General features: G+C 65.9%; 15 protein-coding genes. 13 read left to right on the forward strand and 2 right to left on the reverse strand.

The genetic code is table 11. The features are described 5' to 3' along the window. Positions 1 to 139: 139 nt before the first annotated feature. From BSZ39_RS10710 to BSZ39_RS10740, 7 genes are read left to right on the forward strand one after another with little or no spacing between them, the layout of a single operon-like run. On the forward strand, positions 140 to 577 hold the full coding sequence (locus BSZ39_RS10710; protein WP_073717326.1) for a GNAT family N-acetyltransferase: 438 nt from the start codon (positions 140 to 142) through the stop codon (positions 575 to 577). Then, positions 567 to 1,682 carry a histidinol-phosphate transaminase gene (locus BSZ39_RS10715; protein ID WP_073717327.1) on the forward strand — a complete coding sequence of 372 codons (1,116 nt, stop codon included), beginning with the start codon at positions 567 to 569 and terminating at the stop codon, positions 1,680 to 1,682. Before BSZ39_RS10710 ends, BSZ39_RS10715 begins: the two co-directional genes overlap by 11 nt. Next, positions 1,669 to 2,289, forward strand: coding sequence for an imidazoleglycerol-phosphate dehydratase HisB (gene hisB / locus BSZ39_RS10720; RefSeq protein WP_073717328.1), 621 nt, complete (start codon positions 1,669 to 1,671; stop codon positions 2,287 to 2,289). Before BSZ39_RS10715 ends, hisB begins: the two co-directional genes overlap by 14 nt. Further along, on the forward strand, positions 2,286 to 2,900 hold the full coding sequence (locus tag BSZ39_RS10725) for a hypothetical protein (protein WP_073717329.1): 615 nt from the start codon (positions 2,286 to 2,288) through the stop codon (positions 2,898 to 2,900). Before hisB ends, BSZ39_RS10725 begins: the two co-directional genes overlap by 4 nt. After that, positions 2,893 to 3,528 (forward strand): imidazole glycerol phosphate synthase subunit HisH, encoded by a 636-nt coding sequence (hisH, locus tag BSZ39_RS10730; protein WP_073717336.1) that lies wholly within the window; start codon positions 2,893 to 2,895, stop codon positions 3,526 to 3,528. The genes BSZ39_RS10725 and hisH overlap by 8 nt, the downstream gene beginning before the upstream one ends. A gap of 30 nt (positions 3,529 to 3,558) precedes the next feature. Continuing rightward, positions 3,559 to 4,305, forward strand: coding sequence for a bifunctional 1-(5-phosphoribosyl)-5-((5-phosphoribosylamino)methylideneamino)imidazole-4-carboxamide isomerase/phosphoribosylanthranilate isomerase PriA (priA, locus tag BSZ39_RS10735; protein WP_073717330.1), 747 nt, complete (start codon positions 3,559 to 3,561; stop codon positions 4,303 to 4,305). Next, positions 4,298 to 5,089: an SseB family protein gene (locus tag BSZ39_RS10740; RefSeq protein WP_083603276.1), complete on the forward strand. Its 792-nt coding sequence runs from the start codon at positions 4,298 to 4,300 to the stop codon at positions 5,087 to 5,089. The genes priA and BSZ39_RS10740 overlap by 8 nt, the downstream gene beginning before the upstream one ends. A gap of 12 nt (positions 5,090 to 5,101) precedes the next feature. Here the strand turns inward: BSZ39_RS10740 and BSZ39_RS14690 are convergent, their stop codons facing one another. After that, complete coding sequence (locus tag BSZ39_RS14690; protein WP_245792498.1) at positions 5,102 to 5,257, reverse strand: hypothetical protein; 156 nt, start codon at positions 5,255 to 5,257, stop codon at positions 5,102 to 5,104. Here BSZ39_RS14690 and BSZ39_RS15115 point away from each other — a divergent pair. Continuing rightward, the gene (locus BSZ39_RS15115) at positions 5,189 to 5,539 is read left to right on the forward strand and encodes a DUF2938 family protein (protein ID WP_425425687.1); all 351 of its coding nucleotides are present in this window, start codon (positions 5,189 to 5,191) and stop codon (positions 5,537 to 5,539) included. The genes BSZ39_RS14690 and BSZ39_RS15115 overlap by 69 nt on opposite strands. Here BSZ39_RS15115 and BSZ39_RS10750 read toward each other — a convergent pair. Then, on the reverse strand, positions 5,439 to 6,167 hold the full coding sequence (locus tag BSZ39_RS10750) for a tripartite tricarboxylate transporter TctB family protein (protein ID WP_073717332.1): 729 nt from the start codon (positions 6,165 to 6,167) through the stop codon (positions 5,439 to 5,441). The genes BSZ39_RS15115 and BSZ39_RS10750 overlap by 101 nt on opposite strands. A 489-nt stretch (positions 6,168 to 6,656) precedes the next feature. Between BSZ39_RS10750 and BSZ39_RS10755 the strand changes: the two genes are divergently transcribed. From BSZ39_RS10755 to BSZ39_RS10775, 5 genes are all read left to right on the forward strand, one after another. After that, positions 6,657 to 9,419 (forward strand): cation-translocating P-type ATPase, encoded by a 2,763-nt coding sequence (locus tag BSZ39_RS10755; RefSeq protein ID WP_245792499.1) that lies wholly within the window; start codon positions 6,657 to 6,659, stop codon positions 9,417 to 9,419. A gap of 228 nt (positions 9,420 to 9,647) precedes the next feature. Next, positions 9,648 to 10,268, forward strand: a complete 621-nt coding sequence (infC, locus tag BSZ39_RS10760) for a translation initiation factor IF-3 (RefSeq protein ID WP_073717339.1) — start codon at positions 9,648 to 9,650, stop codon at positions 10,266 to 10,268. A gap of 90 nt (positions 10,269 to 10,358) precedes the next feature. Next, positions 10,359 to 10,553, forward strand: a complete 195-nt coding sequence (gene rpmI, locus BSZ39_RS10765) for a 50S ribosomal protein L35 (protein ID WP_073717333.1) — start codon at positions 10,359 to 10,361, stop codon at positions 10,551 to 10,553. 44 nt (positions 10,554 to 10,597) lie between these two features. Then, a complete protein-coding gene (rplT, locus tag BSZ39_RS10770) occupies positions 10,598 to 10,981 on the forward strand; it encodes a 50S ribosomal protein L20 (protein WP_073717334.1) in 384 nt (127 codons plus the stop codon). Between the two features lie 84 nt (positions 10,982 to 11,065). Continuing rightward, the gene (locus BSZ39_RS10775) at positions 11,066 to 11,797 is read left to right on the forward strand and encodes a TrmH family RNA methyltransferase (protein WP_222842936.1); all 732 of its coding nucleotides are present in this window, start codon (positions 11,066 to 11,068) and stop codon (positions 11,795 to 11,797) included. The last annotated feature ends 115 nt before the right edge of the window (positions 11,798 to 11,912 follow it).

An 11,912-nucleotide genomic window follows, 5' to 3' on the forward strand; every position in this document is an offset into this window, starting at 1 on the left:
ACAACTATCATCGGCCTCATACCGCCTGTGCAGATCAGCCACCGGCCAGCCGAGTCCACGAACGTGTAGACAACGTCATGACCTCATACACCTAGACCATAATGGAAGGGCACACATTGGCCATCAGGAAGGTCCCATCATGGGCGTTGAACTCGTCGAGGTCGTCTCACCCGAACTCGTGGATGCGCTGAACGAGCTGCTGCCGCAGCTTTCCCGCTCCGCCCCCGAGCTATCCACCGAAGACGTGGAGGCCATCGTGCATCAAGAAGGCGTCTATCTTTTCGTCTACCGGGATCCGAGCAACAACCGGATTCTTGGCACGCTCACGCTCGCGACCTTCCGGATTCCGACGGGCCTGCGCGCCTGGATCGAAGACGTCGTCGTCCTGGAGGATGCCCGTGGCCATGGCGCCGGCCAGCAGCTCGTCGAGGCCGCGACCGAATACGCCAAGCACGTCGGGGCCCGCTCCGTTGACCTCACCTCCCGCCCGAGCCGCGAGGCCGCCAACCGCCTGTACGCACGGTGCGGCTTCAATGCGAGAGAGACCAATGTCTACCGATACAGCGATGTCGACTAGCCTCCCGCTGCGTAAGGACCTCAGCGGGTGCCAACCCTATGGGGCGCCCGAACTTGAGGTCACCGCGCGTCTGAACGTCAATGAGAACCCGTACCCGCCCTCGGACGCCGTCACCGAGTCAATCGCTGAGGCCGTGCGGGCCGCTGCCGCGGGCGCGAACCGGTATCCGGAGCGTGAGTTTCCGGCACTGCGGGCAGCCCTCGCGGACTACCTTGCCGTCGAATCCGGCGTGCGGCTCGACCCTGAACAGATCTGGGCGGCCAACGGCTCCAACGAGGTCATGCTCCACCTCATGCAGGCCTTCGGTGGGCCGAGGCGCGCTGTCGTCACGGCGAACCCGACGTATTCCATGTATCCCGAGTACGCGCGCGACACCTTCACCGACTACGTCACCGTCGACCGCAACCCGGACTTCACGCTCGATATCAACGCGCTACTGTCTGCCGCGAGCGAGTCGGCAGCCTCCCTCGTCCTTGTGGCGTCGCCGAACAACCCGACGGGCACCGCCGCCTCGCTACAGGACATCCGCGCGCTGTGCGCGGGGCTGCGAGGTAAGGGGCCGAACGGCAGCGACGGACTCGTCGTCGTCGATGAAGCCTACGGCGAGTTCCGGCGCGGCGGCGTCGCCTCGGCACTCACGTTGCTGGAAACCCACGACAACCTCGTCGTGACGCGCACGATGTCGAAAGCCTTCGGCATGGCGGGCCTGCGCCTCGGCTACCTCGCCGCGAGTCGGGCGATTATCGACGCGCTGCGGATCGTGCGCCTGCCCTACCACCTGTCGGCAATCACGCAGGCCGCGGCGCTCGCGGCCCTGTCTCACCGCGACGAGCTTATGGCCCAGATCGCCCACCTGCGCGAGCTGCGCGACGACCTCGCCACCTGGCTCACCGAGCAGGGCTATACCGTGATCGATTCGGACGCGAACTTCCTGCTCTTCGGGCCGCATCCCGACAGGCACGCCGTGTGGGCGGGACTGCTCGGGCGCGGCGTCCTCATCCGCGAAGTCGGCCCCGAGGACTACCTGCGGGTGTCGATCGGCACCGATACTGAAATGGACCTATTCAAAACATCGCTCCTGGAGGTAACCCGTGGCACGCACTAAAACACCAGCCGCCCGCACGGCGACGATCACGCGGGCCACGAGCGAATCGCAGATCACCCTCAGCCTCAATCTCGACGGGACCGGCGAATCGAGGATCTCGACCGGCGTCCCGTTCTACGACCACATGCTCACCTCGCTCGCGAAGCACTCGCTCATCGACCTCGAGGTAAGAGCCACAGGCGATACCCACATCGACGCCCACCACACGGTCGAAGACACCGCAATCTGCTTCGGCCTCGCCCTGAAAGAGGCCCTCGGCGATAAGGGCGGCATCCTGCGGTTCGCCGACGCGACCGTCCCGCTCGATGAGGCCCTAGCGCACGCCGTCGTCGACCTCGCCGGCCGCCCGTACGTCTGCCACACCGGCGAGCCCGAAGGCCAGCAGTACCACCTCATCGGCGGCCACTTCACCGGCTCGCTCATGCGCCACGTCCTCGAGTCGATCGCGCTGCACGCCGGCATCTGCCTACACATGCGACTGCTCGCCGGCCGCGATCCCCACCACATCGTCGAGGCCCAGTTCAAGGCCCTCGCCCGCGCGCTGCGCTTCGCCTGCGAGCGCGACCCTAGATCCGATGCCATCCCGTCAACGAAGGGTGCACTATGAGTAACGACGAGAACATCGACGAAGTCTTCGAGCAACTGATGCGCGAAGGCGGCCTCGACAACCTCGGCGAGGAGGCGGCCCCCGAGCCCAAACGTCGCGCGCTCGCCGTCATCCTCACGCCCATCGCGTCCGCCAAGGCGCTCGCGGGCCTGTGCGCGATGTCAAACCTCGACCTCAAGGTCATCGACACGTCCACCGGCGCGGTCGCCGCGATGGAGTTCGTGCCGGAAGACAGCTGGAGCGTCGAATCGCTCACGACGGGCGTCTCCGTGCCCGAAGCCGCCCACCAGGCGGCGTCGATGCTGTCCAAGACGTCGCGCATCGGCGCGGTCCTCGTCGTCGTCGAAGTGACCTTCGATGAGGATGGCGGCCAGGGCACGAGCGGCCACATGATCGCCCGCAACTACGAGGGCGGCGAAGTCGGCGAGGACGTCTCGCCCGGCCTCGTGCTCGCGAACGCGGACGACATCGTCGAAAACCTCCTGCTCGGCGAGATCGCGCTCGACGAACTGCCCGAGGTCCACGACTCCTCGAAGATGTCCCGCCTGCAGGCCGCGCGCCTGTTCATGAAGGGCCTGCGCCGCGGGCCGCAAGGTGGCGCCGGTGCGTAAAGTCGTCGTCCTCGACTACGGCTCTGGCAACGTTCGCAGCGTCACGCGCGCCCTCGCGCGCGTCGGCGCCGACGTCACCCTTACCGATGACTTCACCGCCATCGCCGACTGCGACGGCCTCATCGTGCCCGGCGTCGGCGCCTTCGCCGCCTGCATGGCCGGCCTAAAGGCCGTCGACGGCGATCGCCTCATCGAACGCCGGCTCGCCGGAGGCCGACCCGTCTTCGGCATCTGCGTCGGCATGCAGATCATGTTCGACGGCGGCGATGAGCACGGCACCTACACCGAGGGCCTTGGCCAGTGGCCCGGCGACGTCACGCGCCTTTCTGCCCCCGTCGTCCCGCACATGGGCTGGTCTAGACTCGTCGCGCACCCGGAGACCGAATTGCTGAAAGGCGTGGAAGACGCCTACTTCTACTTCGTGCACTCCTATGCCGCGCACACCGACCCCGCCGTGCTGTATGGCGAGTCCAAGACCCGCAAGCCCATTACGTCGATGGCGAACTACGGCGAGGACTTTGCCGCCGTGGTCGAAAACGGCCCCCTGTGCGCCACCCAGTTCCACCCCGAAAAGTCCGGGGACGCCGGGGCCGAATTGCTGAAGAACTGGCTGAAGAAGATAACGTAGAGGCCAGCACACCCTCCCGAAAGGACCCCAGTGTTAGAGCTGCTTCCTGCCGTTGATGTCGTGAACGGTCAGGCCGTGCGCCTGGTGCAAGGCGAGGCCGGGACCGAAACCGGCTATGGCGACCCGCTCGCGGCGGCCCAGGATTTCGTCGCCCAGGGCGGGCAGTGGATCCACCTCGTCGACCTCGACGCCGCCTTCGGCCGCGGCTCCAACGCCGAGCTGCTCGCCGAGATCGTCCAGGCGCTGCCGATCAATGTCGAGATGTCCGGCGGGATCCGCGATGACGAGTCGCTGAAGCGAGCGCTTGCCTCCGGCTGCCGTCGCGTCAACCTCGGCACTGCGGCGCTGGAAAACCCCGAGTGGACCGAGCATGCGATCAAGGAGTACGGGGACCGCATCGCCGTCGGCCTCGACGTGAGGGGCACGACGCTCGCCGCCCGCGGCTGGACGAAGGAAGGCGGCGAACTCTTCGACGTCCTCGAACGTCTCGAAGCGGCCGGCTGCGCCCGATACGTCGTCACCGACGTGACCAAGGACGGCACCCTCAAGGGCCCGAACCTCGACCTGTTGCGCAAGGTGTGCGCCGCGACCGACGCGCCCGTCGTCGCCTCCGGCGGCGTCGCTGAGCTGGAGGACATCGAGGCGCTCACGGGCCTCGTCGAGGTGGGCATCGAAGGCGCCATCGTGGGCAAGGCGCTGTACGCCGGGAACTTCACGCTCGCCCAGGCTCTCGAGGTCGCCGCCGGTAAGAGCGCGCAGGAGGTCCGCCGTGGCTGAGATCGAAGCCCAGCTGCCCACCGACGTCGTCGCGCCCCCGCCGCCGACGCCGAAAAAGTTTTTGCGCCCGAACCCGTTTTCCAACGACGACGGCTCCTGCCCGCCCGAGCTCGAAGCAGCCCTTGCTGCTGAGCAGCGCACGATCTCGGTCGTGACCGCACTCGCGAACACGCGCATCCTGCTGCCCGTCGTCCCGCACGCCCACCCCGGGCGCACCGCGGACGGGGGAGTGGTCGACCACGAGTCGATGAAGCACGCCGAGGACGAGGTCGATAACGCGTGCGAGTCCGCGAAGCTCGTCTCCGTCGAACTTGCCGACGGCCGCCACGCCATGCCCGTCTTCTCCTCCTATGACCGCATGCGCGCGTGGAACCCCGCCGCCCGCCCCGTCCCGACCGAGGCGCCGCGCGCCGCGCTCTCGGCGGCCAGCGAGTCTGACGGACTCATGCTGCTGGACCCCGAAACCGAGCACGCGACCCTCATCCCGCGCCCCGCGACGTGGGCGCTCGCCCAGGGCCGCGACTGGATCCCCGCCCAGCACGACCCCGAGCTGCCCGCGCTCATTGCACGCACGCTCACCGGTGTCCCGCACCTCGCGGGCGTCCGCGTCGAGCCGGGTAAGACGACCGAGATCCGCATCGTCGTCGCCCTGCGCGAAGGACTGAACGCCGACGAACTGCGCGACAGCCTCACGCAGGCCAGCGAGCGGCTGAAGAACAACGACGACGTGCGCCTGCGCGTGGAGTCGATGGAGCTCTACCCGATCGCGATCTCCGAAGCGTAGTCGTTTGCTGCTTTAGCAAAACCTCTTGCCATCCACCCCTGGGTCGGCGCGACCGCCGTTATGGATCTCGCGGGCGAAGTCCTGCGCCGCACGCGCGGCATCCAAAGTCTCGGCTACCGGCTCATGGGCCGCTGGATCGGCCACATGGGACGCGGCCAGTTCCAGCACGAGTCGATCCGCACCGCGCCCGAAGTCAAATACGAAAAGACCATCGGCTGGACCGCGCACTATTCGATTGGCGCAGGCTTTGCCGTCGGCATGGTTGCGCTGGACCCGCGCTGGCTCGAGCGCCCGACGCTGTCGCGTGCCCTGGCGATGGGGGTCAGCACTCTCGCGGAGCCGTGGCTTGTCATGCAGCCCGCCGCCAGGACTCCATCAGGCCCGGTACCGGTGGCGCGGGATGGACCGCAGCAAGCAGCGGGAGGCTCTCGTCGTCGAATTGCAGCGTGACGGAACCCCACGTGGTGCCGGGACCGCGAGCTGGCCGGGCGGCCCCGATCCGCGAGTGTAACGCGACCGTGGTCGGGGCGATGCCACCGCCCCGCAATTCCGGGCCGTAACCATCCGCGAGCGTGGAGTGGACCTGTCCCTCATAGGACGTTCCAGCCACAGCCTCCTTCACACGCTCTTCGCTTGCTTCCGGTAGTACGACGATATCGGGATCGAATCCGCTCGTGAGCTTCGTAAATTCAGCCTGGCTCAGGGTATCGAGGCTGTTGAACGTGACGATGCTGAGTTCGCGCCCGCTGTTACCCGTCGCCGGTGCAGGCGAGGCCAGCCACGTGCCAGGCACCAGGACAAAAACCAGCCCGGCAACCGCCCACGTTCCTCCGGCCGCGGCGATGCCCCGACGCTGCCGGCGCAGCGCGAGCGCCGCGATGAGAAGCCCGACGATGATGAGCGCTATCCCAAGGACGTGCGGGAACGCGGTCGCCTGCGCGATGAACAGCCGCGTGCTGAGCCAGCGGCTCGGCAATATCCACGGCACCGCAGCGAGCATCATGAGGAGGGCAGCACCGACCCACAAGAGCGCGCCGATGACGGAAAACTTTTTCGTGCGCATATCTTCCCCCTGCATGGAAGAAGTCTATTGCGCTGCCCAGAAGCGCACTCCGCGATCTAAGACAGGGCCGGTATGGCCGGTTTCCTTCGGTATCAACGCATGGCCAGCACTAACCGAATGTAGAATGCGAGGCAACCACAGCTCATCGAGGAGTCAGTGCGGTGGGTTAGTCTGACCACGCAGTTCGAACGCGCGTTGCCCACCAAGAGCTGTTTTCATCAACCAACCTATTGACGATCGCTTCCGGCCGCTACGCGAGTCGTTACAGGGGTACCGAATTGCAGTGTCCTTCCAAAGTGAAGTTGAGCTGTTAACAGGTGCCCGACAACGAAATTGGGGAGAGCATCGCATCAAACAAGTGGAAGCCCTCATCGGAAGGCTCGTGCGAATTGGAGTCGATGGCGAAGTGCGAGTCTTCAAATCAGCGACATAGCTGTAGCTCGGGGAGCACAGTAGGAGAAGTAGCGAGACAATGAGAGGGACCTAGCGAACTCGTTTTTCGAGGTGGGAAAGATTTCTGTGCACCCCTCTCAACGCACTGCCGATGACGTCGCGGCCCAATTCGAGGTCGACCCAGAGGTGGGCCTGACAACCGAGCAGGCCGACCGTATCCGCGAGGAGTACGGCCCCAACGAATTGCGGCAAAAACCGCCGGTTCCGCTCTGGCGCAAAATCCTCGCCCAATTCCAAGACCCACTCGTCTACCTGCTGTTCGTCGCGATGGCGATCTCGATCGTTGTGTGGGTCTTTGAGGGGGCGACGGGGCTGCCGATCGACGCGATCGTGATCGCGCTCATCGTCATCGCCAACGCGATCATCGGTCTCGTCCAAGAGAACAAAGCCGAAGGCGCAGTCGCGGCGCTCGCCCAGATGACGGCATCATCGACCACGGTCCTGCGCGACGGCGAGATCACCTCGATCGAATCGACGCAGCTCGTGCCCGGCGACATCCTCGTCCTATCCGAGGGCGACGCTGTCGGTGCCGACGCGCGTCTCATCTCAGCGACGGGCCTGCGCGTCCAAGAAGCGTCTCTCACCGGCGAGTCGGAAGCGACCGACAAAAACCCCGAAGCAATCCCCGCCGGAGCGCCGCTTGGCGACCGGCACAACATGGTCCACAAGGGCACCGGCGTCGTCCAGGGCGTCGGCCGCGCGATCATCACCGCGACCGGAATGGACACCGAGGTCGGCGCGATTGCCGACATGCTCGACTCCACCGAGGCGGACAAGTCGCCGCTGACACGAGAAATCGAGAAGGTCTCCAAACTCCTCGGCGTCCTCGTCATCGCCATCGCGGTCATCGTCATGGCCGTGATGTTCCTGCTGAACGACGTGAACGACGTCTCCGAAGCCGTGGAGATCCTCCTGCTCGGCGTTTCCCTCGCGGTCGCAGCGGTCCCTGAGGGCCTGCCCGCGATTCTGTCCCTCGTCCTCGCGATCGGCGTGCGCGCGATGGCCCGCCGCAACGCGATCATGAAGGAACTGCACTCCGTCGAGACGCTCGGAGCATCGTCTGTCATCGCCTCCGATAAGACCGGGACGCTCACCCGCAACGAGATGACCGTGCGCACGATCGTGACCGCCTCCGGTCAGATCGAACTCACCGGCACCGGCTACGAGCCCGTCGGCGAGGTCGTGGGGGAGCCGAGCGCGGAGGCCCTCGCCGAAGCGCGCCTCGTCGTTACCACCGGGGCGCTCGCGAACAACGCCCAGCTACGCGAAGACGACGGCTGGCAGATCGAGGGCGACCCCACCGAGGCCGCCTTCCTCGTCGCGCTCCCAAAACTGCACGAGGCCGAACTCGCCTTCAGTCGCGAGGCCGAAGTCCCGTTCACCTCCGAACGCAAGATGATGTCCGTCGCCGGCACCGGCGAAGGCGGACGATCGCTCCTGCTCACCAAGGGCGCGCCTGACGTGCTCCTTTCGCACTGCACAACCGAACGCATAGGGGAGGAGACGGTCGATCTCACCGGCGAGCGCCGCCGCGACATCCTCGCAACCATCGAACGCCTCTCCGCCGAGGGCTACCGCACGCTCGGCGCGGGCTACCGAGTCCTCGATGCCATCCCCGACGACGTCGACGACGCGCTCGAAGACGGCCTCACCTTCACCGGCATGGTCGGCATTATGGACCCGCCCCGCGAAGAAGCCAAGATCGCGATCGCCGAAGCCAAAGCCGCCGGCATCCGCCCCATCATGATCACCGGTGACCACCCACGCACCGCCGCCCGCATCGGCGCCGACCTCGGCATCGTCGAGGCCGGCTCTCGTGCCCTCACCGGTGTCGACCTCGACAAGCTCGGACCCAGCGAATTCCGCGACGCCGTGCGCGACGTCAGCATCTACGCGCGCGTCTCGCCCGAACACAAGCTGCGCATTATCAACGAGCTCCAGGACGACGGCCGCATCGTCGCGATGACGGGCGACGGCGTCAACGACGCGCCCGCCCTCAAGACCGCCGACATCGGCGTCGCCATGGGCATCACCGGCACCGAGGTGACGAAGGAAGCCAGCCAAATGGTCCTGGCCGACGACAACTACGCCACTATCGTCGCCGCCGTCCGTCACGGCCGCACCATCTTCGACAACATCCGCAAATTCCTGCGCTTCCTGCTCTCGTCCAACATGGGCGAGGTCATGACAGTCTTCTTCGGCGTCGTCCTCGCCGGCTTCCTCGGCCTGTCCGAGACCGCCGGCGCCGGCCTCGCCGTCCCGCTGCTCGCCACCCAGATCCTGTGGATCAACCTCGTCACCGACTCCGGCCCCGCCCTCGCCATGGGCGTCGACCCCGAAGACGGCGACGTCATGCGCCGCCCGCCGCGCGACCCCAAGCGCCCCATCATCGACCGTCACATGTGGAGCCGCATCGGCTTCATCGGCATCGTCATGGCCACCGTCTCGCTCCTCGCGATCGACCTCTTTCTGCCCGGTGGCCTGTTCACCCTCGAGCCCGACACCCTCACCGGCGCCCGCACCGTCGGGTTCACGACGCTTGTGTTCGCGCAGCTGTTCAACGCCCTGAACTCGCGCTCCGACTACGGCAGTGCGTTCCGCGGCTTCTTCTCCAACCATTGGCTGTGGGGCTCGATCGCGCTTGCGGTCGTGTTACAGATCGCCGTTGTCCACCTGCCGTTCATGCAGGTCGCGTTCTCCACCGAGGCGATGACGACCAGCCAGTGGCTCACCGCCGTCGGGCTTGCCTCTGTCGTCCTCTGGGCCGAAGAGATCGCGAAACTTTTCCGGCGGGCGCTCGCGCGCGAACGGTAGCTGTTTGGCGCACGCCACACCGCCGACTCCTAGCGGATCGGCCGCGATCTGTGTAAAGTAGCTTGCTGGTAGACGGTCCATACCGTCATGGCAAAGCGGAAGCCTGCTTCCCACCCAGGTGCCGACCTTCGAGAATCGATAACTGGTGCCGGGTCTTGAACCGCCGCTATTGGCGTGCGGTTTGTTGTAGGCCTCCGTGCGCACCCCGCCACGGGGGCTTTTCTCGTGGTGGACCCCTCAACCCCAAGGAGCGATCTCATCAACGAGCCACGCATTAACGATCGGATCCGCGTGCCTGAGGTCCGTCTTATCGGACCCGACGGCGAGCAGGTCGGTGTCGTGCGCGTCGACGCGGCTATGAAACTCGCAGAAGAGGTGAACCTCGACCTCGTCGAGGTGGCGCCTGATGCCCGGCCCCCGGTGGCCAAGCTCATGGACTACGGCAAGTACAAGTACGAAGCCGCCATGAAAGCCCGCGATGCTCGCCGTAACCAGGCGAACACGCAGCTGAAAGAAATCCGGTTCCGCCTCAAGATCGACGACCACGACTACGAAACGAAGCGTGGGCATGCGATCCGCTTTTTGAAGGGTGGAGACAAGGTCAAGGCGATCATCCAGTTCCGCGGCCGCGAGCAGTCGCGCCCGGAGATGGGGATCCGCCTGCTGGAGCGCCTCGCCAATGACGTAGCCGAATTCGGAAATGTTGAGTCCCAGCCCCGCCAGGACGGACGCAACATGACCATGGTGATCGGACCCGTGGGCAAGAAGGTCCAGGCTCGTTCCGAGCAGCGCCGCCGCCGCGAAGCCCGTCAGGCTGAGCGCGACGCCGCCGCGAAGAGCGAAAGCTAAGACCAGCCCAACAATCGTGAATCGCCCGGTACCCACCGGCACCGGGCAGGACAACAGCGCCGCAAGGCGCGCACCTGAAGGACACAGGATATGCCGAAGAACAAGACGCACTCCGGTGCCAAGAAGCGCTTCCGGGTTACCGGCAGCGGCAAGATCATGCACGAGCGCCGCAACAAGCGCCACCTGCTTGAGCACAAGCCGACCAAGCGCAAGCGTCGGCTCTCGAAGGACGTCGTCCTCTCTTCCTCCGAAGAGAAGACCGTCAAGCGCCTGCTCGGTAAGTAACCGAGGCACCCGAAGCTTTTAAGAAGACAAACAAGGAGAAGTAGATGGCACGCGTGAAGCGGGCAGTTAACGCCCACAAGAAGCGTCGCACAACTCTGGAGCGCGCCAAGGGCTACCGCGGTCAGCGTTCGCGGTTGTACCGCAAGGCCAAGGAACAGGTCACGCACTCTTTTGTGTACTCCTACCGTGACCGCAAGGCGAAGAAGGGCGACTTCCGTCGCCTCTGGATCCAGCGCATCAACGCTGCCGCCCGCGCCGAAGGCATGACCTACAACCGGTTCATGCAGGGCCTGCGCCTCGCCGAAATCGACGTCGACCGTCGCATGCTCGCCGAGCTCGCCGTCAACGACCCGGCCGCTTTCAAGGCTCTCGTTGAGGCCGCCAAGAAGGCTCTGCCGGAGGACGTCAACGCTCCCAAGGCTTCCTAGTTGAGCAACTCAGAGCGCCCGCCCGTGCTCGCTAACCCCCGATCCGATCGGATCCGGAAGATAGCAGCACTCGGCGGGCGCTCAGTGCGTTCCCGCCAGGGCCGCTACCTCATCGAAGGCCCCCAGGCGGTGCGCGAAGCCGTCCGGTTCATCCCGCAGACCATCACTGACCTCTACGCCGACACCGCCGTCGCGAACCCCGCTATCGCCAACGTCATGCGCGAGGCCGAAGCCGCCTCCGTTCCTACTTTCGCGGCTAGCGCGGAGGTCATGCGAGCAATCTCGAGCGACTGCCAAGGTATCGCCGCCGTCGCCGAACTCCCGCTCGCCCGTGGTAGGGACCAGCTCGCCGCCACGATCGCTAACGGCCACCTCGTCATGTGCCTACCGCAGATCTCTGATCCCGGTAACCTCGGCACCCTCATTCGCATCGCCGACGCTGCCGGCGCCGATGCCGTTGTCATTGGCGCGGGCTCGGTCGAGCTGACGAACCCGAAGGTCATCCGATCCAGTGTGGGATCGGTCTTCCACCTGCCGATCGTGACCGACACCGAATTCGTAGCTGCCGCCGATCGCTTGCGCGCCGCCGGCTATGTCGTCCTCGGAGCCGACGGCCATGCGAGCCAGGAGCTTCCGAACGTTGGCGCGCTACAGCGCGACCGACTCGCGTGGGTGTTCGGCAACGAAGCGCGCGGACTGAGCGAGGCCGAGCGGGCCGCTTGCGACGAGCTCGCGAAGGTGCCGCTACGCGGCCACGCAGAATCGCTCAACGTGGCCGCCGCAGCAGCGGTGTGCATGTACTCCGGGCTGGCTTAGTGACAGTCCCAGTTATAGCCGACCTGAGTTGAGTCCCTCATAGTGGTGTAGCGGGGTGGTCGTGCTGGACAGCAGGGCGGTCACCGCGTGATCCTCGAGTTCATCTTCTACAACT

Source organism: Bowdeniella nasicola (assembly GCF_001907295.1).
Lineage (GTDB): Bacteria > Actinomycetota > Actinomycetes > Actinomycetales > Actinomycetaceae > Bowdeniella > Bowdeniella nasicola.